The organism is Leifsonia sp. LS1 (assembly GCF_020521355.1).
In the GTDB taxonomy this organism is placed as follows: Bacteria; Actinomycetota; Actinomycetes; order Actinomycetales; family Microbacteriaceae; genus Leifsonia.
The window spans coordinates 374,373-398,231 of the sequence record NZ_BPER01000003.1 but is presented as its reverse complement, the minus strand read 5'-3'; the positions used below and the strand labels follow the sequence as shown (position 1 = coordinate 398,231).

General features: G+C 70.2%; 18 protein-coding genes. 4 read left to right on the top strand and 14 right to left on the bottom strand.

Features of this window, described 5'->3' with window-relative positions; all coding sequences use genetic code 11:
* Positions 1-51 precede the first annotated feature (51 nt).
* The 11 genes from LLS1_RS08140 to sucC all read right to left on the bottom strand — a co-directional run bounded on the left by LLS1_RS08140 (position 52) and on the right by sucC (position 15,076).
* Positions 52-1,866: an ABC transporter ATP-binding protein gene (locus tag LLS1_RS08140; protein ID WP_226654628.1), complete on the bottom strand. Its 1,815-nt coding sequence runs from the start codon at positions 1,864-1,866 to the stop codon at positions 52-54.
* Entirely contained in the window at positions 1,863-3,710 is a 1,848-nt protein-coding gene (locus LLS1_RS08135) for an ABC transporter ATP-binding protein (RefSeq protein ID WP_226654626.1), read from the bottom strand. Before LLS1_RS08135 ends, LLS1_RS08140 begins: the two co-directional genes overlap by 4 nt.
* A gap of 464 nt (positions 3,711-4,174) precedes the next feature.
* Positions 4,175-5,398 (bottom strand): dimethylargininase, encoded by a 1,224-nt coding sequence (ddaH, locus tag LLS1_RS19530; protein WP_308443802.1) that lies wholly within the window; start codon positions 5,396-5,398, stop codon positions 4,175-4,177.
* Between the two features lie 25 nt (positions 5,399-5,423).
* Positions 5,424-6,503 carry a Glu/Leu/Phe/Val dehydrogenase family protein gene (locus tag LLS1_RS08125; RefSeq protein WP_226654624.1) on the bottom strand — a complete coding sequence of 360 codons (1,080 nt, stop codon included), beginning with the start codon at positions 6,501-6,503 and terminating at the stop codon, positions 5,424-5,426.
* 87 nt (positions 6,504-6,590) lie between these two features.
* Positions 6,591-8,171 carry a bifunctional phosphoribosylaminoimidazolecarboxamide formyltransferase/IMP cyclohydrolase gene (gene purH, locus LLS1_RS08120; RefSeq protein ID WP_226654623.1) on the bottom strand — a complete coding sequence of 527 codons (1,581 nt, stop codon included), beginning with the start codon at positions 8,169-8,171 and terminating at the stop codon, positions 6,591-6,593.
* On the bottom strand, positions 8,168-8,761 hold the full coding sequence (gene purN / locus LLS1_RS08115) for a phosphoribosylglycinamide formyltransferase (RefSeq protein WP_223357807.1): 594 nt from the start codon (positions 8,759-8,761) through the stop codon (positions 8,168-8,170). Before purN ends, purH begins: the two co-directional genes overlap by 4 nt.
* Before the next feature lie 67 nt (positions 8,762-8,828).
* Positions 8,829-10,151 (bottom strand): threonine/serine exporter ThrE family protein, encoded by a 1,323-nt coding sequence (locus tag LLS1_RS08110; RefSeq protein ID WP_226654621.1) that lies wholly within the window; start codon positions 10,149-10,151, stop codon positions 8,829-8,831.
* Positions 10,148-11,398 carry a DUF6350 family protein gene (locus LLS1_RS08105; protein ID WP_226654620.1) on the bottom strand — a complete coding sequence of 417 codons (1,251 nt, stop codon included), beginning with the start codon at positions 11,396-11,398 and terminating at the stop codon, positions 10,148-10,150. Before LLS1_RS08105 ends, LLS1_RS08110 begins: the two co-directional genes overlap by 4 nt.
* Before the next feature lie 55 nt (positions 11,399-11,453).
* Entirely contained in the window at positions 11,454-12,839 is a 1,386-nt protein-coding gene (locus tag LLS1_RS08100; protein ID WP_226654618.1) for a hypothetical protein, read from the bottom strand.
* Positions 12,840-13,010: 171 nt separating this feature from the next.
* Complete coding sequence (gene sucD / locus LLS1_RS08095; protein WP_025156668.1) at positions 13,011-13,898, bottom strand: succinate--CoA ligase subunit alpha; 888 nt, start codon at positions 13,896-13,898, stop codon at positions 13,011-13,013.
* A gap of 14 nt (positions 13,899-13,912) precedes the next feature.
* Positions 13,913-15,076, bottom strand: coding sequence for an ADP-forming succinate--CoA ligase subunit beta (sucC, locus tag LLS1_RS08090; RefSeq protein WP_226654617.1), 1,164 nt, complete (start codon positions 15,074-15,076; stop codon positions 13,913-13,915).
* Positions 15,077-15,321: 245 nt separating this feature from the next.
* Here sucC and LLS1_RS08085 point away from each other — a divergent pair, with 245 nt between their 5' ends.
* Positions 15,322-16,830, top strand: coding sequence for a hypothetical protein (locus LLS1_RS08085; protein WP_226654615.1), 1,509 nt, complete (start codon positions 15,322-15,324; stop codon positions 16,828-16,830).
* Positions 16,831-16,875: 45 nt separating this feature from the next.
* On the top strand, positions 16,876-17,736 hold the full coding sequence (locus tag LLS1_RS08080) for an oxygenase MpaB family protein (RefSeq protein WP_226654614.1): 861 nt from the start codon (positions 16,876-16,878) through the stop codon (positions 17,734-17,736).
* Here LLS1_RS08080 and LLS1_RS08075 read toward each other — a convergent pair.
* The 3 genes from LLS1_RS08075 to LLS1_RS08065 are packed head-to-tail and all read right to left on the bottom strand — an operon-like array spanning position 17,733 to position 22,394.
* Positions 17,733-18,764 carry an FUSC family protein gene (locus LLS1_RS08075; protein WP_226654612.1) on the bottom strand — a complete coding sequence of 344 codons (1,032 nt, stop codon included), beginning with the start codon at positions 18,762-18,764 and terminating at the stop codon, positions 17,733-17,735. The genes LLS1_RS08080 and LLS1_RS08075 overlap by 4 nt on opposite strands.
* Positions 18,761-21,271: an ATP-dependent helicase gene (locus LLS1_RS08070; RefSeq protein ID WP_226654611.1), complete on the bottom strand. Its 2,511-nt coding sequence runs from the start codon at positions 21,269-21,271 to the stop codon at positions 18,761-18,763. Before LLS1_RS08070 ends, LLS1_RS08075 begins: the two co-directional genes overlap by 4 nt.
* A 52-nt stretch (positions 21,272-21,323) precedes the next feature.
* A complete protein-coding gene (locus LLS1_RS08065; protein ID WP_226654609.1) occupies positions 21,324-22,394 on the bottom strand; it encodes a glycerophosphodiester phosphodiesterase family protein in 1,071 nt (356 codons plus the stop codon).
* A gap of 64 nt (positions 22,395-22,458) precedes the next feature.
* Between LLS1_RS08065 and LLS1_RS08060 the strand changes: the two genes are divergently transcribed.
* Together LLS1_RS08060 and LLS1_RS08055 are read left to right on the top strand one after the other, a co-directional pair.
* The gene (locus tag LLS1_RS08060; RefSeq protein ID WP_226654608.1) at positions 22,459-23,004 is read left to right on the top strand and encodes a hypothetical protein; all 546 of its coding nucleotides are present in this window, start codon (positions 22,459-22,461) and stop codon (positions 23,002-23,004) included.
* 41 nt (positions 23,005-23,045) lie between these two features.
* Positions 23,046-23,843: a Bax inhibitor-1/YccA family protein gene (locus LLS1_RS08055; RefSeq protein ID WP_226654606.1), complete on the top strand. Its 798-nt coding sequence runs from the start codon at positions 23,046-23,048 to the stop codon at positions 23,841-23,843.
* The last annotated feature ends 16 nt before the right edge of the window (positions 23,844-23,859 follow it).

Here is a 23,859-nt window from a genome sequence, read left to right as displayed (position 1 = left end):
CGCTACGCGCCGCCCCTCCGGAACCACGGCCTCCCGGCCCGGTCCCTCCCGTCACACCAGCGAGTCCCGCCACGCCGCGTGCAGCTGGGCGAAGCGGCCGGTGCCGGCGATCAGGTCGCCCGGAGTGCCGTCCTCGACCACGCGGCCGTGCTCCATGACCAGCACGCGGTCCGCGATCGCGACCGTCGACAGACGGTGCGCGATGATCACGGCGGTGCGGTCGGCGAGCAGCGTCTGCAGCGCCTCCTGCACCAGACGCTCGCTCGGGATGTCCAGCGAGCTGGTCGCCTCGTCCAGGATGAGCACCGCCGGATCGGCCAGGAAGGCGCGGGCGAACGAGATCAGCTGACGCTGACCCGCGGACACCCGTCCGCCGCGCTTGTTCACGTCGGTGTCGTAGCCGTTCGGCAGTCCCTCGATGAACTCGTGGGCGCCGACCGCCTTCGCCGCCTCCACGACCTCGTCCCGCGTCGCGTCGGGCTTGCCCAGTGCGATGTTGTCGGCGACGGACCCGCTGAAGAGGTACGCCTCCTGCGTGACCATGACGATGGCGCGCCGGAGGTCCTTCGGGTGCAGGTCGCGCAGATCCACACCATCCAGCGACACCTCACCGCGGCTCGGGTCGTAGAACCGCGAGATCAGCTTCGCCAGCGTGGACTTGCCCGCACCGGTCGAGCCGACCAGGGCGATCGTCTGCCCGGCCGGGATGTCCAGACTGAAATCCGGCAGGATGACGCGGTCCTCCTTGTAGGCGAAGGCGACGTCGTCGAACCGCACGTGCCCTTCCGCCGTCCAGAGGTCGACCGGCTTCACCGGATCGGGGACGCTCGGCTCCTCCTCCAGCACGCCGGAGATCTTCTCGAGCGCGGCCGCGGCCGACTGGTAGGAGTTGTAGAACATCGCCATCTCCTCCATCGGGTCGAAGAAGCGCCGGGTGTAGAGCAGGGCCGCCAGCAGCACGCCGATGGCGAGCTGGCCATCGGCGACGCGGAAGCCGCCCACGAGCAGGACGACGCCGACGGTCACGTTGCCGATCATCACGAGCCCGGGGTCGAAGATCCCGAACAGCTGGATGACGCGGGCGTTCACGTCGCGGTAGTCCTCGACGAGGTCGCCGAACTCCTTCTCGTTGCGCTTCTCCTTGCGGAACGCCTTGACTGCGCGGATCCCCGTCATGGTCTCGACGAACTGCACGATCAGCTTCGCCGAGGCCACCCGCGAGATGCGGAACAGCACCTGCGAGCGCTTCTGGAACCAGCGCGTGAGCAGGTAGAGCGGCACGAGCGAGCACAGCAGCACCACGCCGCTCACCCAGTCCAGGGCGAACAGCGCGATCGCGATGAACAGCATGTACAGGAAGCCCTGCACCAGCTGGTTGATGCCGGAGTCGAGCAGTTCGCGGATCGAGTCCAGGTCGCTCGTCTGGCGCGAGATGATGCGTCCAGACGTGTACGACTCGTGGAACTCGAGCGAGAGCTTCTGCGTGTGCAGGAACACCCGCTTGCGCAGGTCGATCAGGATGGCCTGGCTGATCCGAGCGCTCAAGATGGTGTACCAGGCGATCAGGACCGCTCCGACGATCCCGGTCAGCAGGTACGCGACGCCGGCGGCCGCGACGGGCAGCCAGTTCTGCGACTGCAGCGCCGTGATGCCGTTGTCGATGCCGAACGCGATGATCGCCGGTCCTGCCACCTGCCCGGCCGTGCTGATCACGACGACGACCGCCGTCAGGATCAACCGGACGCGCAGAGGCTGCAGGAGCGAGCCCAGCAGGCGCAGCGAGCGCCTGCGCACCTGCCTGCTCTCCTCCTTGCTGAGGTCGTGTCGCTCTTCGCCTTCGACACCCAGTACGGTCGTGCTGCTCACAAGTTCACCTCCTGCAGGATCTCCTCGTTCTCGCCGTCCTCCAGACTGGAGATGACGAACCGGTAGTGCTCGCTCGAGGCGAGCAGGTCGTGGTGCGTGCCGACGGCGGTGATGCGGCCCTCCTCGAGGAGCGCCACCCGGTCGGCGAGCATCACGGTGGAGGGGCGATGCGCGACGATCAGGGCCGTCGTGGAGGCGAGCACCCGCCGCAGCGCGGCCTCGACGAGCGCCTCCGTGTCGACGTCGAGCGCCGAGAGCGGGTCGTCGAGCACCAGCACGCTGGGGGCCGCGGCGACCGCACGCGCGAGCGCGAGCCGCTGCCGCTGTCCGCCGGAGAGGCTGAGCCCCTCTTCGCCGACCTTCGTCTCGAGCCCCTCGGGAAGCTCGTAGACGAATCCCGCCTGCGCGATCTCGAGCGCCTCGGTGAGGACGCGCTCGGCCTCGGGAGAGGCAGGGTCGAGGTCGTCGCGGCCGAGCAGGACGTTGTCGCGCACGGAGGCCGAGAACAGCGTCGCGTCCTCGAACGCCATCGCGATCGCCTTCCGCAGGTCGTAGCGGGTGAGATCGCGCACGTCGACGCCGTCGATGCGCACGGCCCCGCCCGTCACGTCGTAGAGCCGCGTGGTGAGCGCCGTCAGCGTGGACTTGCCGCTGCCGGTCAGGCCGACGAGCGCCATCGTCTCCCCCGGCTCCACCGTCAGGCGCACGCCGTCGAGCAGGTCGGGGAAGCGCTCCGGCGAGTCCTGATACCGGAAGTGCACGTCGTCGAAGACGAGCTCGCCCTTCGGGTCCGCGATCCGCTTCGGCTCGGCCGGGTCGGTGATCGTGTTGACCTCGTCCATGACCTCGAAGAAGCGGTCGGCCGCGGTGCGCGTGTCGAACGTCATCGAGAGCAGGAAGCCGATCGACTCGATCGGGAAGCGCAGCACGGTCGCCGTCGCGAAGAACGCGACCAGCTCGCCGACGGACAGCTCGCCCTGTGCGGCCAGCCAGACGCCGACCACCAGGCTGATGCCGAACGCGACGTCAGGGATGAGCAGGAGCCACAGCCAGATGCCGGCGATGGCCTTCGCCTTCTCGATCTCGGTGCCGCGCAGCTGCTCGGCCTGCGACTCGAAGTTCTTGAGGGCGTGCTTGCCCCGGCCGAACGCTTTGAGCACGCGGATGCCGTGCACCGACTCCTCGACGGCGGTCGCGAGGTCGCCCGCCTGGTCTTGGCTGCGGCGGGCGATGACCGAGTACTTCGCCTCGAACACGAACCCGTAGATCCACAGCGGGATGGAGCAGACCAGGAAGATCAGCCCCAGGATCCAGTTCCATCCGATGAGGATGGCGAAACCGACCACGATGGTGACCACGTTGACGACAAGCAGCACGATGCCGAACGACAGCCAGCGTCGGATCAGGCCGAGGTCGCTCACCGCGCGCGACAGCAGCTGCCCGCTCGGCCAGCGGTCGTGGAACGCCACGGGCAGGTCCTGCAGCTGGGCGTAGAGCCCGTTGCGCATGCGCGCCTCGACGTGCGTGCCCGGCGTCAGCACGAACCAGCGGCGCAGCGAGATGAACACGGCCTCCGCCGCGCCCAACCCGACGACGATCAGTGCCGCCGGCCACACCGCGGTCGGATCGCCGGTCGACAGCGGGCCGTCGACCAGCCAGCGCAGCACCTGCGGGATGCTGAGCGCGACAAGGCTCGCCAGCAGCGCCGCCACCATGCCGAGCACGATGCGCGGAGCGGCCGACTTGGCGAACGGCAGGATGCGCAGCAGGGTGCGGACCGTGCCGGAGCGCTTCTTCTTCGTTTCTCTTTGAGGGGGATGCTGATGCGTTTCAGCGACAGACATGAGAGTTCCGTTTTCTTGTGATTTTCCGACTTCGTCGACGGGTCACCGAAGACCCGGTGAACAGTGCTGAGAGGTCGCCGTCTGGGGTCGCCGAAGGCGCACGAAAGCGCATTCGACGTCGGGGACGCTGCCCGAGGGGATGGCCGGCGACAGTCAGCCGGAGACGCAGCTCGTCCTGGGACCTACCAGGCGGGGGCCGGCTCCGAGGACGCGTGCGCGACAAGCCCGAACACCGTCACGATCCGTGCGTATCCAGTCTTTTCCATTGCGTCCTCCCGGCCTCGATGCGTTCACGTAGTTGCCGCGACAAGGCAGCCCTACAGCTTATTGCCAGGCTCTGCGAACACGCAAGCATCGATTCGAGCGCATGAAAACACGCCGGTGATGCACCGAGGGGCACGTCGTCGTGCTCATCCACGGGGAATGGCGGCGACGACGTGCCCCTCGGCACGCGATGCGGTCGGTCAGCGGATCCGGATGGACAGACAGGTGACGCAGCCCTCGAGCTTCTCGAACTCCGAGATGTCGACCGGGATGGTCGTGTATCCGAGATCGTTCAGCAGGGCGGCGGTCTGCGGTGCTGCGGAGGAGATGAGCAGCGTCTCGTCGTCGAGCACGACGACGGCGGTGCCGTGCGCTTCGGGGACGGGCAGGAAACGCTCGAAGATCCGCGGCTCGTCGACGAGCGGCTCGTAGCCGATGACCGTGCCGTCGGGCAGGGCGGTGACGGCCGTCTTCAGGTGCAGGGCCTTCGTCACGGGCACGCCGACGACCGTGTAGCCCAGCGGCGCGACGAGAGCGCGCAGCTGCCGGATGCCTTCACCGTTGGTGCGACCGCCGCGGCCGACATACACGGTCGAGCCGATCTTGAGGACATCGCCGCCCTCCAGGGTGCCGGGCTCCTCGATGCGCTCGAGGTGCAGGCCCTGGGCGCGCAGCGCGGCCTCGGTGCCGGCCGTCTCGGGCTTGCGGGAGTCCGCGCCCGGGCGCGTGATGACGGCGGTGTCGCCGAACACGACGGCGGTGTCCTCGACGAAGACCGAGTCGGCCAGGTCGTCGGCCGACGCGACCTCGACCGTCTGCCACCCGGCCTGCGAGAGAGCGTTCACGTAGCCGTCCCACTGGGTGTCCGCGAGCTCGGCGTCGATCTCGGTGCGCTCGAGGTGGGTGACCAGTCCGTCCTGCAGGTTCTTGGCCGGGATGCGCACCAGCGCGACCTTGCGCTCGGTCTCGAACCGGCTCCGCACACCCTCCACCACGCGGAACAGCCAGCGGCCGAAGGTCGGGGTGAGCGCGGTGACGGCGACGCCGTAGAGGAGGTTGATGCCGAGCAGGGTGCCGAGCACCGCGACGATGAGCTCGCCGCTGAACGGCGATCCGCCCGACGTCGCGGTGAGGAGCGTTCCGAGGGCGGGCGACAGGAACCCGGCCACCAGGCCGGCGATCAGCGCCGTCCACCAGCGGTCGAACGCGCCCACCACGCCCGCGATGAAGAGCAGCACGAACCCGAAGACGCTCGTCAGCGAGAAGTAGTTGCTGACGGCGACGATCAACGCCCCCGACGGGGCCGACGACCCGGCGAGGCTCCCCACGTAGAACGCGGCGATCATCGCTGCGTGCACGGTGAGAGCCACCACGAAGGCGGCGACAAGGGATGCGATGAGCCGGCGGCCCCACGAAGTCGTCATGGGAACCAACCCTATCGGAGCGTTTCTATGCGTTCGCTGGTTCGCGGAGGCGGGCGAGGGCGAGCTCGTCGGCGGCCTCCAGCGTGGTGATCCCGCGCTGATCGGCGACCGCGAACACCTCCGACACGATGTCCCCGATCCGCTCCACGCGCGCGGCGGTGGCCTCGGCCGACGGCTGCTCCCCGCTCATCATCGCCAGGAAGATGACACCTCCGGCGTTGACAACGAAGTCGGGCGCCCAGAGGATGCCGCGCGCGGCGAGGCGCGCGGCTCCTGCACGCGTGGCGAGCTGGTTGTTCGCGGGGCCGACCACGGCCTTCACCCGCAACTCGTCGATGACCGTGTCGGTGAGCACTCCGCCCACTCCGGCGGGCACGAAGAGATCTCCCTCGACGCGGTGCGCCTCCGACGGCTCCACCCAGGTGGCGCCGATCGCGTCGGCGAGCGCGCGCTTCGCCGGGTTCACATCGGTGACGGTGAGCTGCGCGCCCTCGCTGGCCAGTCGCATGGCCAGGATGGAGCCTACGTGCCCCAGGCCGAGCACCGTCACACGGCGACCGGCGACGGAACGGCTCCCGACGGCGTGCTCGAGCGTGGCCAGGAGTCCGGCATAGACCCCGGCGGCCGTGGCGTCGCTGGGCTCGCCCACGCCGCCGTCGGCCGACGGAAGTCCGCAGACGTGCGCGGTGCGGGTGGCGACGACCGCCATGTCCTCCGCGCTCGTGCCGACGTCCTCCGCGGTCATGTAGCTGCCGCCGAGGCTCTCGATCGCGTCACCGAGGTCGAGCATCGCCTCGTAGCGGAGCGTCGGTGTCAGCTCGACATCGCGCGGCACGTAGACGACGGTCTTGCCTCCGCCGCGGTTCAGCCCGGCGGCGGCGTTCTTCATCGTCATGCCCTCGGCGAGGCGCAGTGAATCGGCGACGGCCTCGAGCCACGAGTCGTACGTCCACACCCGGCAACCGCCGAGGGCGGGGCCCAGCACGGTCGAGTGGACCGCGATGCTGATGGTGAGACCGCTCCTCCTCCCCGTGACCACATGCAGTGTTTCGTGCGGCAGGTCGGTTCCGGTGGTTTCGACCAGGTCGGCGGGCAGGACGGACATCGGTGTCTCCTCGTGGGATCGCGGTGGTGATGGTGCGGTCTTGTGGACCGCCGTCCATTCTCCCGCGACCCCACGAGGGGCGCAACGTCAGTGGAAGAAGTGGCGCTCTCCGGTGAAGTACATCGTGACCCCGGCCGCCTTCGCCGCCGCGATCACGTCCTCGTCGCGGATGGAGCCGCCGGGCTGCACGATCGCTCGCACGCCGGCGGCGATGAGGATCTCGGGCCCGTCGGCGAAGGGGAAGAATGCGTCGGACGCGGCCACCGAGCCCGACGCACGCTCCCCGGCGCGGCTGACGGCGAGGTTGCAGGAGTCCACGCGATTGACCTGGCCCATGCCCACGCCGACGGACGCGCCGTCGTTCGCGAGCAGGATGGCGTTGGACTTCACCGCGCGGCAGGCCTTCCAGGCGAACTCGAGATCGGCACGGGTCGCCGCGTCCGCCTCCTGACCCGACACGAGCGTCCACGAGGAGGAGTCGAACGCGTCGAAGCGGTCGGCGTCCTGCACGAGCACGCCGCCCGAGATCTGCCGGAACTCCGTGGTCGCCCGCGCATAGCCCTCGGGGAGCTGGAGGATGCGGAGGTTCTTCTTCGTCTGCAGCAGCTCCAGCGCCTCCGGCTCGTACCCGGGGGCGATGAGCACCTCGGTGAAGATGCCCTTGACGGTCTCTGCCATCGCGAGGCTGACGGTGCGGTTGGCCGCGATCACGCCGCCGTACGCCGACACCGGGTCGCACTCGTGCGCCTTGCGGTGGGCATCCGCGATGTCGTCGGCGACCGCGATGCCGCACGGGTTCGCATGCTTGATGATCGCGACGGCAGGCTCGGCGAAATCGTAGGCGCTGCGGAGCGCCGCGTCGGCGTCCACGAAGTTGTTGTACGACATCTCCTTGCCGCCGAGCTGCGTCGCCTGCGCGATGCCACGGCCGGCGGGGTCGGTGTAGAGCGCCGCGGCCTGGTGTGCGTTCTCACCGTAGCGGAGCGTTCGGGACAGCTCGGCGCGCACCTCGAAGCGTTCGGGGAAGTCGTCCGTGCTCGGCGCCTCACCGGCGAACCAGGCGGCGACCGCGCCGTCGTAGGAGGCCGTGTGCGCGAAGGCCTGCGCGGCCAGTGCCCGGCGCTGCTCGAAGGTGGTCCCGCCCGCGGCGACCGCCTCGGCGATCCCCGGGTAGTCGGACGGGGAGACCACGATCGCGACGTTGGCGTGGTTCTTCGCCGACGCGCGGACCATGGCCGGGCCGCCGATGTCGATCTGCTCGACGACGTCGTCGCCGACCGCGCCCGAGGCGACGGTCTCGACGAACGGATAGAGGTTGACGACGACCAGCTCGAACGGCTCGATGCCGAGGTCCTTCAGCTGATCCTCGTGGGAGGCGAGACGCAGGTCGGCCAGGAGGCCGGAGTGGATCGCCGGGTGCAGGGTCTTCACGCGGCCGTCGAGCGATTCCGGGAAGCCGGTCACGCTGGCGACGTCCGTCACGGGGTGCCCCGCGCCACGGATGGTCTGCGCGGTCGACCCGGTCGAGACGATCTCGACGCCGGCCTCCGCGAGCGTCCTCGCGAGGTCGAGGAGTCCGGTCTTGTCACTGACCGAGATCAGCGCGCGGCGGATCGGGACGACGTCCCGTTCGCGGTAGAGGCTGGCGTCGTGGCGGGGTCCGCTCATGCTCGGGAAAGCTCCTTGAGGTCGATGTGTCCGTTGGCGATGTCGAGGACGGCGTCGATGAGCAGCCGTCGCTCCACGGGTTTGATGCGCTCGTGCAGGGCGGCCTCGGTGTCGCCGGGCAGGATGGGGACGCGCTCCTGGCTGATGATCGGGCCCGCGTCCACGCCGTCGTCGACGACGATGAGGCTGGCGCCGGTCTGCGTCGCGCCGGCGGCCAGGGCGTCCCGCACGCCGTGCGCCCCGGGGAACTCCGGCAGATAGGCCGGGTGCGTGTTGATCAGGTACGGCGAGAAGGCCTCGACCACGCGCGGGGGCACCAGACGCATGAAGCCCGAGAGGATCACGAGGTCGGGTTCCCACTGCCGGATCTGCTCGGCGAGCTCGTCCCCCCACTCCTCACGGCTGTCGAACGACGAGAACGGGACGGTGAACGACGGGATGCCGAACTCCTCCGCGTGGGCGAGTCCGTCCGCGTCACGGTCGGCGCCGACGGCGACGACCCGGGCGGGGAACTCCGCGTCCTGCGACGCCTCGAGCAGCGCGCGGAGGTTCGAGCCTCCGCCGGAGATCAGCACGACAATCGAGAGCACGCGACCAGCCTACCGGCGCGCGGATGAGCAGACCGACCAGTTCTCTCGCCCAGGGCCGCGGACGGCGTCAGACCAGCCGCAGCTTCCAGCGGGCCGGCGCGATCGTGTAGATCTGGCGGAACAGCGCGGTCCCCACCAGCACCCCCAACGCGATCGAGACGATCGAACCGAGGAGGTTCGGCACGCTGCTGGCGTCGAAATCGACGCCGCTCGCGCTCTGCGTGAGCCGGATGAGTCCCGTCGCGCCCGGCACGAGCAACCAGAACGCGGGAAGGAAGCAGACGACGGCCGGGGGCGCGCCGGGCACCGACTGCACCAGGTAGGCGACCACGGTCAGTGCGAACGCGCCGAAGAAGCCGCTGAACACGGAGCCCATGAGCAGCGCGCCCGCCAGCTGCGCGCCGTAGGCCACGAGCAGCACCAGGGTCAGGAAGTACACCGAGCGCCGGGGTCCGCAGTAGTAGAGGAAGATCCCGACCGAGAACAGCAGCACCCCGGCCCACGGCTGGAACGCCCCGAGCGGAGGCTGCGTGCTCAGCAGCGCGGCGGAGGCCGGCACACCGGTGATGGTGAGCGCGGCCAGTATCCCGATGGCCAGGAAGCCGAGCTGGGCGATCCCCGAGACGAGACGGCTGGAGCCGGCCACCATGTCCCCTGCGGCCAGCTCCTGGATGCCCGTCGTCAGCAGGGCACCCGGCAGCAGGGTGACCAGCGGCGGTATGAGCACCTGCAGCGGTTCGCCGACGACGACGGTGTTTCCCAGCGCGAAGACCAGCAGGGCGAGGAGGAACGCGGTCGCGACCGGGAGCAGGATCGCGGCGTAGGTGCCCGGGCGCACGATCAGCTTGGCCGCGCCGACCAGCATCCCGAGCACGAGGGCGTAGAGCATGCTCGTCGTCTCGGCGCCGAGCAGGACGAGTGCCACGCCGGCCGAGGCGACGCCGTGCCCGGCCACCCGCACGAGCCGGTTGAACCGCGGCTTCGCGGCGATGACGGCCTTCACCTCGGCGATGCCGTCGGCCGCGGTGATGGTGCCCTCCAGCGCGCGGTCGACGATCCCGTAGATGCGCGCGGCGCGGTCGAAACGCACCTCGCCGCCCGTCGGCATCGCGACCTCGAATCGTGTCTGCGTCTCGCCCGGCATCCCCACGAAGATCAGCGTCGGGAAGACGATGAGACTGGCCTTCGGCGAGCCGAGGGCCACCGCCACCCGGCCGAGGGTGTGCTGGATGTCCGTCGACGCCGTGCCGACCGCGAGCAGCGCACTGCCCAGCAGGACCAGGAACTCCTGGAGCTGCGCGGACGGGGTCTCGACGATCTGCCGCGCGTCCACCGACCGTCTGCGGAGCCTCAGCTTCGGCAGCTGCAGTCGCGTCAGCCACGAGCTCATCTGCGCGCCCGTCCTCCCGCCATGAGCCCGATGACCGCCGCGACAGCGACCTCCGCCGCCGCGATCCCACCGACCAGCCACGGGTTCGGTCCCACGTCGTGCAGGCGGCCGGGGCCGAGAGCACCGGAGGACCACCAGGCCAGCAGTCCGAGCTCGATGCCCGCAACGATACCGATCCCGAGAGCGGTCAGGAAGAGCGGCAGCGCTCCGCCCGGCAGACGCACCCACGGACGGGAGCGCAGCAGCACGGCCGCGAGGAAGCCCGCGAGAAGGGGCACCACCACCCCGACCAGGCCGAAGGAGTACCCACCGGAGGGGATCACGCCGAAGAGCGGAAGGCCCGGGAGCGGCCCGAGCTCTGTCCCGAGCGGGCTCACCGATGAGCCTGTCCCGATCGCGAAGCCGGGCCCGACGAGCCAGGAGGCCAGCCAGATCACCACGTTGGGCAGGAACGCGAGCTGTCCGAGGGTGAGGGCGATCCCACCGAGCGCCCCCGCCTGGAGCTGCTCGTACATGGTGATGATCGTGCCGTAGTTGCCGAAGATCAGCAGCGCGAGGATCAGCGCGGCGACGCCGATGACGGCAGCCGTCGCGGCCGAGCCGGCGCGCATCGCGGCGGCCGCTCCCATCCGCACGACCTCGGGGATGCCGCCGAGACGCTCCCGCAGAGCGATGACGACGGAGTTCAGGGCGGGCTCGGTCCCGTCCGCCGCTCCCGCCGCACGTTCGGCCCTCGACGTGCGCGACGCGGCGAATCCGAATCCCGCCGCGATGCCGAGGGCGTAGACGAAGGGCGGCAGGACGATCCCCTGCCACAGGGAGGGAACGACCAGCGCGCTCCCCGCCGTGAGCGTCACGATGACGGCGACGGCCGCGAAAGCGGCGATGGCGCTGAGTGCACCGGTGAGCCGGAACGTCGTCTCGGCCGCGCGGGCACCGGTCCGCACACCCAGCCCGGCGGTGAGCACGGCGAAACCGAGCAGGGCGATGGTCACCTGGAACGGCTTCGCTGCTCCGGGCAGGCCCAGGGTCGCCACCGTCTGCGCGTCGAGCGTCACCGTCAGGTTGGCGCCGTGTCCGACGAGCCAGATGTCGGCCGCGGACCGCCACACCACCAGCCAATCCGCGCCGAGCTGGTACTGCGCCGCCCACAGGATCGTGAGCGGCACGAGGGCGATCCCGATCCCGATCGCGGCCACGATGACCGCCTCCAGTGCGGCGAGCAGGGCGACGGTTGTGCGATTCATGACCGGATGGAGCCTACCGGCCACGGGTCGCGGGCCGTCCGCGACACTTCGGCGGTCAGGAGACGGTCATTACGGGGGTGTCGTCGCCGGCGTTCTCCGGCACGGTGATCACCGGGCGCTGGACGAGTTCGAGGACGGCGACGACGAGGGCCGAGAGCACCAGTGTCCAGATGATCAGCGCCGGGGAGAGCGGCCGCACGAAGAGGACGATCGCCGCGGCGATCAACGCGACCAGGACGCGCAGCAGCACCCGCTGGGCGTAGATCCACTCCCCCGTGCGGCCCGTGCTGATCCCGTGACGCTCCGCGGCCTCCCGCACCCATGTCACGCCCGATCCGAAGAAGCCGCGCAGCTTGCGGGGCACGGTGAACGGACCCGAGTACCAGCCCACCACGGCTACCACGATCGCGAGCACGAGCACCGCGATGCCGGTGTCCTGCATCCGCGTCGTGACGGTCTGGTAGACGGTGTTCGCGACACCGGCCGGGAGCAGCGACGGCGACACCGAGCCGACGAAGACCAGCCGGCCGATCCCGATCCCCGCCACCACCACGACCATCGCGAGCGCGAGGGCGACCGACGCCCAGACGAGCGCGAGTGCACGGCGCCGGGCGACGACCACCCCCAGCACCAGGAAGGCGAGGGCGATCCACGTGAGCCGCGCCCCGGCCGCGACGGCGACTCCGTAGAACAGCTGGATGGTCGGGATCGACGAGTTCTGCGCGATCGTGATGGTCTGGTCGATCGTCGGGATCTGCGAGGCGAACGACAGCCCCTGGTCCACCAGCAGCTGCTTCACGCGCTCGATGATGGGGGCCAGCTGGATGCCGATCGAGCCGTCCGCGCCCACCGCGATCGCGGCTTTGGGATCGTTCTGCATCGTCGCGACGAGCTGCGTGTGCGTCGCGCGGAGCGCCTCCTGCCAGACCTGCGCGAACGCGTCGGACGAGACGAAATTGCCCACCGTCGTGTGGATGAGCGAGACGATTCCCTGGGCGAGCGGTCCCTTCAACGCCTCGAGCGCCTTCGTCGCCACCGGGCCGGTCCCGAGCTCGGTGATGCCGTCGACGACCTGCGACGTCACCTGCGGGATGTCGACGTTCTGCTGGATCACCTTCACGGCCTCGTCGGTGACGTACGCCTGAACGGACGGGTCCTTGGCCAGCGGTGCGTAGGTGTCGACGAAGCTCTGCGTGTCCGTCAGCTGCGCTTTCGCCCAGGAGGCGACGACGGACACCGGGGCGAGCAGGGCACCGATGACGATGAGGGCCGTGGCGAGGAGCGTCCACGCCCAGCTGCGAGTGTGCGTGGACGGGGCCACGGGAGCGGCATCGCGCACGGGAACCGTCGCGGCGTCGCCGAGCTCGTCCCGCAGGGAGGCGTTCTCCGCCTCGAGGGCGGCGATGCGCCCGAGCAGCTCGGCATTGGTCGGTCGTGGCATGACGGCCCTCTCATGTCCCTGTCCCCGCCGGTCACCGCGGCGGATCCGGCAGATCGTGCCTCACTGTAGCGCCGCGCGGGCTCGCCGCGTCAGAGGGATTCTCCGAGGCCGCCCGCACACAACGAGGCCGGACCCCTCGGGGTCCGGCCTCGTGCCGTACGGGTGCCGCGCTCAGAGAGCGGCGTAGACCTCGCGCAGCAGCGCGGCGGTCTCGGACGGCGTCTTGCCGACCTTCACGCCCGCGGCCTCCAGGGCCTCCTTCTTGGCCTGGGCGGTGCCGGCCGAGCCGGAGACGATGGCGCCTGCGTGGCCCATCGTCTTGCCCTCGGGGGCGGTGAAGCCCGCCACGTAGCCGACGACCGGCTTGGTGACGTTCGCCTTGATGAAGTCGGCCGCGCGCTCCTCCGCGTCGCCGCCGATCTCGCCGATCATGACGATCGCCTTGGTCTCCGGGTCGGCTTCGAACGCGGCGAGCGCGTCGATGTGGGTCGTCCCGATGATCGGGTCGCCGCCGATGCCGATCGCCGTCGAGAAGCCGAGGTCGCGCAGCTCGTACATCATCTGGTACGTGAGCGTGCCCGACTTCGACACGAGCCCGATCGGGCCCTTGCCCGTGATCGTCGCCGGGGTGATGCCGACCAGCGACTCGCCCGGAGTGATGATGCCGGGGCAGTTGGGACCGATGATCCGGGTCTTGTTGCCCTTCTCCTTGGCGTACGCCCACGCCTCGGCGGAGTCCTGCACCGGGATGCCCTCGGTGATGACGACCAGGAGCGGGATCTCGGCGTCGATGGCCTCGACCATCGCGTCCTTGGCGAACGCCGGGGGGACGAAGATGATCGACACGTCCGCGCCGGTCTTCTCGATCGCCTCGACGACGGTGCCGAAGACCGGCAGCTCGACATCCCCGTGCGTGACGGTGGTGCCGGCCTTGCGGGCGTTCACGCCACCGACGACGTTCGTGCCCGCCTTCAGCATCAGCGCGGTGTGCTTGGTGCCCTCACCGCCGGTGATGCCCTGGACGATGACCTTCGAGTCCTTGTTGAGGAAGATAGACATTCTGTATCGCGCCCTTACTTCGCAGCCAGCTCGGCGGCCTTGTCGGCGCCTTCGTCCATGGTGAGTGCGAGGGTCACCAGCGGGTGGTTCGCCTCGGTGAGGATGCGGCGGCCCTCGTCGACGTTGTTGCCGTCGAGGCGGACGACCAGCGGCTTGTTCGCCTCGGTTCCGAGGATCTCGAGTGCCTTGACGATGCCGTTCGCGACGGCGTCGCAGGCGGTGATGCCGCCGAAGACGTTCACGAACACGCTCTTGACCTGCGGGTCCCCCAGGATGACGTCCAGGCCGGCCGCCATGACCTCGGCCGACGCCCCGCCGCCGATGTCGAGGAAGTTGGCGGGCTTGACGCCCTTGTGATTCTCACCGGCGTAGGCGACGACGTCGAGCGTCGACATGACGAGGCCTGCGCCGTTTCCGATGATGCCGACCTCGCCGTCGAGCTTGACGTAGTTGAGGTCGGACGCCTTGGCCTTGGCCTCGAGCGGGTCGGCGGCGTCCTTGTCCTCGAGCGCCTCGTGCTCGGGGTGGCGGAACGACGCGTTCTCGTCGAGGGTGACCTTGCCGTCGAGGGCGATGATGTCGCCCTCCTCGGTCAGGACCAGCGGGTTCACCTCGACCAGGGTCGCGTCCTCGCCGGTGTAGACGGCGTAGAGCTTCACGAACACGTCGGCGACCTTCGCGACGAGCTCGTCCGGGAAGCCGGCGGCCTTCGCGATCTCGGTGGCCTTGGCGGTGTCGAGGCCGGCGCCGGGGTCGACCTCGATGCGCGCGAGCGCCTCCGGCTTCTCGACGGCGAGCTGCTCGATCTCCATGCCGCCCTCGACGCTGGTCAGCGACAGGTAGGAGCGGTTGGCCCGGTCGAGGAGCACCGAGAAGTAGAACTCGCGGGCGATGCGAGCGCCACCGGCGACCATCACGCGGCGGACCACGTGCCCCTTGATGTCCAGACCCAGGATGGCCTTGGCGGCCTCCTCGGCCTCGTCCGGCGTCTTCGCGACCTTGACGCCGCCCGCCTTGCCGCGACCGCCGACCTTGACCTGCGCCTTCACCACGGTGACGCCGCCGAGCTTCTCGGCGGCCGCTCGCACGTCCTCCGGGGTGTCTGCGACGATGCCCGGCAGGACCGGGACACCGTACTTCTCAAACAGGTCTCTGGCCTGGTACTCGTATAGATCCACCGTTATCCAATCCGCTGCTGGGCCGGGCTCGCTGTGGCGTTCCCGGTTGTCATCTGCTGGGCGGTCGGCGCGAGAGAATAGCTCGACGCCGAGATAAATTCGCCAGTGAGAACCTTAGCGCGTCCGGCTGTGCGTCCCGTAAACGGGAGGCATCGCGTTCTCCCCAGCACGGGTGCTCGATCGTGTTCTCCACGGATCGCACGGAGGCGTCCTCGCGCCCGTCCCGCCCGGCGAGGGTGGAGGCCATGACTCACCGGATCACACGACTCATGACCGCGACGGCGCTGGCGGGGCTCGCCGTCTTCCTCGGCGTCCTGCAGGCCCTCGCACCCTCCTCCGCCGCACAGGCGCTCAGCGGTGCGGGGCACGGGCCGGGTTACCTCTCCTCAGACGGCTGGTGGCTCGGCACCTACCGGCTCGACGACGGCGCCCAGGGCTTCTGCCTCCACGCCGGTCGCCTGAGCCCGACCGGTCACCCGCTGCAGTACGCCGACGGTGCGGCGCTGGGCTGGTTCGGCACAGAAGAGTCTGCGCGCTTGGCCTACATCTCCCGCACCTGGGCAGGCACGGACGACCGCCTCACCGCCGCCGCCGGGCAGATCGCGACCTGGATGGTCGCCGGCCTCGGCGGGCGCACGCCCGAGGCCTACGCCGCGCGAGCCGGAGCCGACGCCGGCTCGGTGCTGGCACTGGCCCACGCGATGGTCGAGGAATCCGCGCGTGAGGCGACGACCTCCGTCCGCGCCGAGGCCGTGGTCGAGCTCGCGGAGACCGGACCAGGACGGGTTCGGGTCGACGTCACCGCCGAGCGGCTGTCCGGCGCCGAGCTCCTCCCCGCCGCCGCCCATTCCGCTGTCGTGCAGCTCGACGGCGCGCGCTTCGCCGACGGCGCCACGACGGCGACCGTCGAGACCGGCCGTGATGTGCCGATCGTCCCGGACGGGCAGGAGGCGAGCGTGTCCGTGACGGCGACGGCATCGCTGGACGGCCTGCCGTACGGCACCGGGTTGCGCGTCGCCGTATCGCCGAACGGCGAGGTGCAGTCCCTCCTCATGGCCGTCCCGGCGGCGACGTCGGCGAGCGCCGGAGCCAACACCGCCGGGCCGTCGCCGCTGCCGTTCCAGCCCCGCGTCGAGACCACGACGAGCGCGGCCGTCGCGACGGTCGGAGACTCCATCACCGACGTCATGAACGTGTCGGTCGACAGCGGCGACGGCCTGCTTCCGGCGTGGGGCGTCCGCGCATCGGACGACGGCTTCATCCCGATCGAGGTGACGATCGTCAGCAGCCTGCTCGGCCCCTTCTCCGAACCGATCGTCCGTGCGGAGCGCTCCCCCGCGGACGCCCCCGTCGTCTGCACCGTCGAGACCGCCGTCGACGGTACGGGAACCTACCAGACACCCGCGTGCGTCCTTCCCGCTCCCGGGTACTACGTCTGGGTGGAGAGGATCGATCCGGAGCGCACGGAGCCCGCACTCGGCGGAGCCCGTGTGCTGCCGTGGAGCTCGCCGTTCGGGGTGGCGAGCGAGATCACGCGGGCGGAGGCGCCGGCCGTGCCGTCCCACGCCGCACCGGCTGCTGCTCCGACCGCGGCGGAGCTCGCCGACACCGGCGCCGCACCGGGTGTCGTCCTCGGCGGGGGTCTCGCGGGAATCGCTGCGACCGCCGCGGGTGTGGTCGCGCTCGCGACGGGCGCACGGTCCAGGCGCAGCAGCTCTCGCCACCGCGAGCTCGGACGGGTGCGGGGAGCATGATCGGCCGTTGCGCTCTCTCGCAGCCGGGCACGGCAGGATGGCCGCGTGAGGAACGACTTCCACCGCGGGCCGACCACGCGACCACCGGTCGATCTGCGGACGATCGGCGCCGAGGCGCTGCCGCTCGTCGGCGGCGGCCGGGCGCTCCTGCTGCAGGTGGCGCATCCGGCGGTCGGCCGCGGCGTGCTGGAGCACAGCGACTTCGCGGAGAGGGCGATGGACCGCCTTCACGCCACGATGACCTTCATGTACGCGGCCACGTTCGCGACGCCGGAGGAGTTCGCCGTCGTGCGACGCCGGGTGAACAAGGCCCACGCCCCGGTGCGCGCCGAGGCCGCCGAGGGGGCGCCGGCTTACAACGCCTACGACCCGCAGCTCCAGCTGTGGGTGGCGGCCACGCTTTACGAGACCATGACGCAGCTCTACGAGCGCGTCTTCGGAAGGCTCGCGGACGACGAGCGGGAGAGGGTCTACCAGGAGTACACCCGGCTCGGCGCCAACCTCCAGGTCCCGCCGTCCAGTTGGCCACCGACACGCGCCGCCTTCGACGACTACTGGCAGGCGATGATCGAACGCCTCGCTGTGAGCGATGGCACGCGAGAGCTCGCGCGGCAGATCTTGTACCCGCGGAACGTCCCGTCTTGGATGCGTGTGCTTCTGCCCGACATCCGGCTCGTGACCGCGGGACTGCTGCCGGCCGAGGTCCGCGAGCAGTACCGGCTGCCGTGGGACGCGGACCGTGCGCACCGGTACGAGCGCTGGATGCACCGGCTGGCACGCTGGTACCCACGCGTCCCCCGTTTCCTCCGTACTGCGCCACGCGACGACTATCTGCGGCGGGTCCGCCGCCTGGTGAAGGAGGACCGGGCGGAGCGCGCCCGACGATCGGGGACGTCCCCGGCCTAGGCCGCGAGGCCGCGAGCGCGCTCGATACCGCGGGCGAGGAGCACGAGCACGATGCCGATGCCGGCGCCGAGCACCGTCTCGAGCACCCGGTCGCCGACCAGAGCGGCGAGCGGAGCGGGGCTCGCGAGATGCGACACGGCGAGCGCCATCGGTGTGATGAAGACCAGCGCGGAGCCGTAGTGGCGGCCGACGAGGATCTCGGCGAAGAACTGGCACACGACGATCGCCAGGATCACGACGAGAGCCGGCGGCGACCAGAACAGGAGCGCGGCCGCCACCACGACGCCGGCGACGGTCCCGACGATGCGGTGCAGCGAGCGCGAGATCGAATGGGCCGCGCGGGCGGGCGGGATCACCGCCACCAGGCTGACGACGGCCCAGTACGCATGCCCGAGACCGAAGGCCAGAGCGATCCCCCCGGCGATGAGCACGCCGACGACATTCTGGGCGACGGTCAACCACACGCGCGGGTCCCGGAGCACAGTGGCGTCCGCGCGCGGATGCCGGTTCAGCTCCTTCAGCAGGGTCCAGCGGCGGCCGCCCGCCAGGCGCCGGACCAGCCATCCGGACATCGTCAGGAGCCACGAGAACACGGCCACGATCGCGGCGAGACCGATCCGCGGCCAGGCATCGGCCGCAGTGGTCGGGATGTTGGCGCAGACGAGCAGGGCGAAGACGAAGAACAGCGGCTGCGAGGGCAGCAGCTGGAGCGCGGTGACGAACAGGGTCCCCCCGCCGACGACCAGCACCAACGCCGCCGCGAGAAGGGGCAGAGGCTCGCCGAGGACGGCGATCAGGACCCCGAGTGCGATGCTGGCGACGAGCACGACCCCGGCGGCGGACACGCTCCGCAGGCGCAGCCGGTACGGCTCGTTCCGCCCGTACAGCGCGGTGAAGGCGCCGAACGTCGCGTACGCGGCGAGGTCCAGTCGCCCGACGGCCCACAGGACCAGCAGCGGAACGGCGACGGCCGTCGCGGCACGGAATCCGACTTCGATGCTCGTCGAGGCGAGCCCGGAAGCCTTCACAGCTTGTCGATAGGGGCGATCTTGATGAGGAGCTTCTTCGCGCCCACCTTCTCGAACTGGACGTGCGCGACGCGCTTGGCGCCCTCCCCCGTGACGGCGGTGACGCGGCCCTCACCGAAATCGGTGTGCGAGATGCGATCGCCGGGGGCGAGCTCGAGGTCGCCGTTGTCGCGCACCTTGCCCGTCACGCGATTCGGCCACTCGGCCTTGGGCCGCTCCGGCGCCGAGAAACCTCCCGACCCGAAGCTTTCGCTCCAGCGGGACCCCGAACCGGAGCCGAGACCGGGCTTGCGCGCATTGAGAGCCCGCGATTGCGTGCCGCCGCGGCCGTTCGCCGAGCCGGGAGACTGCCGCCACTCCACCAGATCGGCGGGGATCTCTTGCAGGTAGCGGCTCGGCATGGCGACGGCGGTCTCACCGAACTGCGCGCGGGTCATCGCGAGCGACAGGAACAGGCGCTTCTTGGCGCGCGTGATGCCCACGTAGAAGAGCCGCCGCTCCTCGGCGGGGCCGCCCGGCTCGTTCGCCGACATCCGGTGGGGCAGGAGGTCCTCCTCCACCCCGGTGAGGAACACGGCGTCGTACTCGAGACCCTTCGCCGTGTGCAACGTCATCAGCGAGACGGAGCCGCTCGAGTCGTCGATCTCGTCCGCCGCCGCGACGAGCGACACCTCCGTGAGGAAGTCGACCAGGGTGCCGTCGGGATTGTTGCGCGCGAACTCGCGCGTCACCGCGACGAGCTCCTCCACGTTCTCCGCACGCGCTTCGTCCTGCGGGTCACGGCTGTTGCGCAGCACCTCGAGCAGGCCGCTGCCGTCGAGCAGGAAGAGGAGCACGTCCGCCACCGGCGAGACACCCGCCGGGTTCGCAGGGTCCGTCTTCGCCGACGCCTCGTCGAGCAGCGCCGAGAGCTGCAGGATCGCCGCGGTGACCTTGGGGCCGAGACCGAGCGAACCCGCGTCGCGCATGGCCTCGCGGAACGTCATGCCGTTGTCCTCGGCGTAGCTCGCGAGCTGGGTCTCCGTCGCGGGGCCGATGCCGCGCTTGGGAGTGTTCAGGATGCGGCGCAGCGCGAGCGTGTCCTGCGGGTTGGCGACGGTGATCAGATACGCCATCGCGTCCTTGATCTCGGCCCGCTCGTAGAACTTCGTGCCGCCCATCACCTTGTAAGGGAGGGCGGAGCGGATGAAGATCTCCTCCAGCGCACGGGTCTGGGCGTTCGTCCGGTAGAACACGGCGATGTCTTTGTACGCCATGCCCGCGCCGTGCAGCTTCTCGATCTCGTCCGCGACGAACTGCGCCTCGTCGTGCCCGGAGTAGCCCGTGTAGCCGACGATCTTCTCGCCGTCGCCCACCGCGGTCCACAGGTTCTTGTCTTTACGGTCGAAGTTGTTCGCGATGACGGCGTTGGCCGCGCTCAGGATGTTCTGCGTCGACCGGTAGTTCTGCTCGAGCAGCACGACCTTGGCCCCCGGGAAGTCGCGCTCGAACTCGACGATGTTGCGGATGTCGGCGCCGCGGAACGCGTAGATCGACTGGTCGGAGTCGCCGACCACCGTCAGCGAGGCGCCGGGGACGACACCGGCGGCGTCGCGCATGCGCTCGATGTGGTGCCCCTGCGCCTCCAGGTCGTCGGCGATGTCCGGTGCGATCGGCATCGTCAGCTCACGGATCAGCGCGTACTGCGCGTGGTTCGTGTCCTGGTACTCGTCGACCAGGATGTGCCGGAACCGGCGCTGGTAGAGGGCGGCCACCTTCGGGAACGCACGGAACAGGAACACCGTCTCGGCGATGAGGTCGTCGAAGTCGAAGGCGTTGGCGGTGCGCAGTGCGCGGGTGTACTGGCGGAAGATCTCGAGGAACATCACCTCCTGCGGGTCGCTCAGGTTCGCCGACCGCGCGAAGGCCTCGATGTCCGTGAGCTCGTTCTTGAGCTTCGAGATGCGGTTCGCGGCACCGGCGACCGTGAAGCCCAGAGTGTCGGCCGAGAGTTCCTTGATGATCCGTTTCAGGAGGGCACGGGAGTCACCGGAGTCGTAGATGGTGAAGCTCTGCGTCTTGCCGATGGTCTCGGCCTCGCGGCGGAGGATGCGCACGCACGCCGAATGGAAGGTCGAGATCCACATCCCCTGCGCCTTGCCGCCGAGCAGTCCCTCGACCCGCTCCCGCATCTCGTTCGCCGCCTTGTTCGTGAACGTGATGGCGAGGATCTGACTCGGCCACGCCTCCCGCGTCTCGATGAGCCCGGCGATGCGCCGCGTGAGCACACTCGTCTTGCCGGATCCGGCCCCGGCGAGGATCAGGAGCGCGGGGCCGCGGTACTCGGCGGCGATGCGCTGCTGCGGATTGAGGCCGGCGAACAGACGGTCGTTCGCGGCGGAGGCGCCACCGCGAGCACCCGCGTGGTCGTCGCGGCCTCCGCCGGAGCGGTCGTCGCCCTCCCAGCCGTCGAGGATGATCGGCACGGAGGAGGTGGTGCCGGAGGGGGCGTCGGGGAGGCTCGTCATGTCGCCTCCGATTTTACCCGGCTCCACCGTCATCCGCGGCGGGAGCCCGCGCTCACCGGCCGTCGCGCACGGCGACCGCCAGATCCGGATGGTCGGCGAAGACGCCGTCGACGCCGGAGTGCAGCAGGATCGAGAACAGCCTGCGCCAGTCCCCCCACTCGTCCTCACGACCGGCGGTTCGGAACTCCGCGGGCAGCATCGCGTTCTCGGGCCGCAGCGTCCAGGTGTAGACCGAGAGGGCCGCCGAGTGCGCGAGATCGACGAGGTCGGACGTGACCGCCCCGATGTCGATGCTGCCATCGTCGTCCTCGAAGAGGGAGACGGAGACCGAGCCGGAGGCGAGGACGAGTGCCGTCTCCACGCTGATGCCGTCGACACGCGCGGACGGGTCGGCCGCACCGGAGCCGAGCGCATAGAGCCCGCGCAGGGTGAGATCGGTGGCGTAGGAGGCCGCGGCCGAGCCGTGCGCGGCGACCCGGTCGGCGGGGGCGCCGGCGTCCTCGAGCAGATAGACCCGCTTGCCGGGGAACCCGCGCTCGTGCAGCTGCCGCAGGACCGTCGGCTCGAAGCTCTCGACCACGAGACCGCGGTTGTCCGTCCAACCCGCGTCCGCGAGCTCGGCGATGAGGAGCTCGTCCAGTGGCAGACCGGCCGCCGCGAAATGGGTGGCGTGCTTGATCTCGGCGACGACCCCGAGCGGGCGGCCCGCGTCGTCCGACGCGGCGTCGACCAGGTCGAGCAGGTCGCGGAAGCGCAGGATCGGATAGCGGTCGTCGAACGTCGCGCTCGCCTGCCGCACGAGAGGAAGGCGCTCACGGGCACGAAGGGTCGCGAGCTCCGCCCAGGTGAAGTCCTCGGTGAACCAGCCGGTGAGCGCCTCGCCGTCGACCTCGCGGGTCGTGCGCCGGTCGGCGAACTCGGGGCGGTCGGCGACATCCGTCGTGCCCGAGATCTCGTTCTCGTGGCGCAGGACCAGCACACCGTCCTTCGACGCGACCAGGTCCGGCTCCACGGCGTCGGCTCCGAGCGCGAACGCGAGTGCATAGGCCGCGCCGGTGTGCTCGGGGCGGTAACCGGGCGCACCCCGATGACCGATGACGAGAGGAGCCGGCCGAGCGCGCATGGAGCGATCCTAGCCCGCGGTCGGGGGCTGACGACGACCCCGCTCCGGATGACAGAATCGACGGGTGCCCGTCGCCGAGAGCGCTCCCCCGACCGACCGCTGGCGGGAGCCCGCGTCGCTCCTCCCCCTGCGCTGGGGGTCGTACCGCCCCCGCCTGGCGGTCGCGCTGGCGATGCTCGTCGTCGGCAGCGCCTGCGTGCTCGCGACCACCGCGTACAGCCTTCCTCTCTTGCTCGTCGGATCGCTCCTGCAGCCGGCCGCATGGGCCGTCGTCCCGTCGACGATCGGCCGCCGGGTGGCGGTCGCACTCCCCGTGCTCGGTTTCACCTGGCTCATGCTCGGCGGGTCCAGCTTCGCCTGGTGCTACGCGGTGACCCTCGCGGCCTGGCTGCTGGTCCGGCTCCGCCCGCTCGTCAGCTTCGCCGTCCTCCTGCTCCCGCTGGCATCGAGTCTCGTGCTCCCCCTCTTCGTCACGACCTACGAGCAGGGCTGGATCACGATCGTCACCAGCACGGTCGTGATCGTGGCGGCCTCGTGGGTCGCCCGGGGCATCGCGGTCCGATGGGATTCAAGGCGATCTGTCAGAACTCTCAGAAACTCCACCGACTAGATTGGTCTGACGAGACCATTCCCCACAGAACGAGGAACCCCATGGCACTCACCAACCCGGCCTTCTCGACCAATCCGGCGTTCAAGGAGAACGGACAGGCCCAGACGGCCGCGACTCTGAGCGCCGAGAACCTCCAGCAGATGTATGAGGCGCCCTCGGCGACCTCCGTCCAGACGGACCGGATGACGGTCGAAGACACCGTCGTCAAGACCGCGATCTGCTTCGCCTTCCTGCTCGCGGGCGCCGTCGTCGGCTGGATCGTCCCCGCGCTGGCCCTCCCCGCGGCTCTCGTCGGATTCGTCCTCGCGCTCGTCAACATCTTCAAGAAGAAGCCCAGCGCACCCCTCATCCTCGCCTACTCGGCGGTGCAGGGCGTGTTCGTCGGCGGTATCTCCTTCGTCTTCGAGGCGCAGTGGCAGTCGATCGTCATCCAGGCGGTCATCGGCACGCTGGCGGTCGTGGGCGTGACGCTCGCACTCTTCGCGTCCGGCAAGATCCGCGCCTCCAAGAAGGCCACCAAGATCTTCCTCATCGCGATGTTCGGCTACCTGGCCTACTCCCTCGTCAACGTGATCCTGATGTGGACCGGAGTGACCGGCGGCACGTTCGGTCTCAGCAGCGACGTCCGCATCTTCGGCATCCCCCTCGGCGTCGTCATCGGCATCGTCGTCGTGCTCCTCGGCGCGTACTCCCTGGTGCTCGACTTCGACGCGATCAAGCAGGGCGTCGCCAACCGCGCCCCGCGCATCTACGGCTGGTCCGGCGCGTTCGGCATCATGGTCACCGTCATCTGGCTGTACCTCGAGATCCTGCGCCTCCTCGCGATCGCGCGCGACTAACGCCACCCGCCCCGCA

Excerpts from the sequence above, each read along its gene's own strand:
- LLS1_RS08135 (WP_226654626.1), bottom strand. The coding sequence starts at position 3,710 with ATGTCTGTCGCTGAAACGCATCAGCATCCCCCTCAAAGAGAAACGAAG.
- ddaH (WP_308443802.1), bottom strand. The coding sequence starts at position 5,398 with ATGACGACTTCGTGGGGCCGCCGGCTCATCGCATCCCTTGTCGCCGCC.
- LLS1_RS08125 (WP_226654624.1), bottom strand. The coding sequence starts at position 6,503 with ATGTCCGTCCTGCCCGCCGACCTGGTCGAAACCACCGGAACCGACCTG.
- purH (WP_226654623.1), bottom strand. The coding sequence starts at position 8,171 with ATGAGCGGACCCCGCCACGACGCCAGCCTCTACCGCGAACGGGACGTC.
- LLS1_RS08110 (WP_226654621.1), bottom strand. The coding sequence starts at position 10,151 with ATGAGCTCGTGGCTGACGCGACTGCAGCTGCCGAAGCTGAGGCTCCGC.
- LLS1_RS08105 (WP_226654620.1), bottom strand. The coding sequence starts at position 11,398 with ATGAATCGCACAACCGTCGCCCTGCTCGCCGCACTGGAGGCGGTCATC.
- LLS1_RS08100 (WP_226654618.1), bottom strand. The coding sequence starts at position 12,839 with ATGCCACGACCGACCAATGCCGAGCTGCTCGGGCGCATCGCCGCCCTC.
- sucD (WP_025156668.1), bottom strand. The coding sequence starts at position 13,898 with ATGTCTATCTTCCTCAACAAGGACTCGAAGGTCATCGTCCAGGGCATC.
- LLS1_RS08085 (WP_226654615.1), top strand. The coding sequence starts at position 15,322 with ATGACTCACCGGATCACACGACTCATGACCGCGACGGCGCTGGCGGGG.
- LLS1_RS08070 (WP_226654611.1), bottom strand. The coding sequence starts at position 21,271 with ATGACGAGCCTCCCCGACGCCCCCTCCGGCACCACCTCCTCCGTGCCG.
- LLS1_RS08065 (WP_226654609.1), bottom strand. The coding sequence starts at position 22,394 with ATGCGCGCTCGGCCGGCTCCTCTCGTCATCGGTCATCGGGGTGCGCCC.
- LLS1_RS08055 (WP_226654606.1), top strand. The coding sequence starts at position 23,046 with ATGGCACTCACCAACCCGGCCTTCTCGACCAATCCGGCGTTCAAGGAG.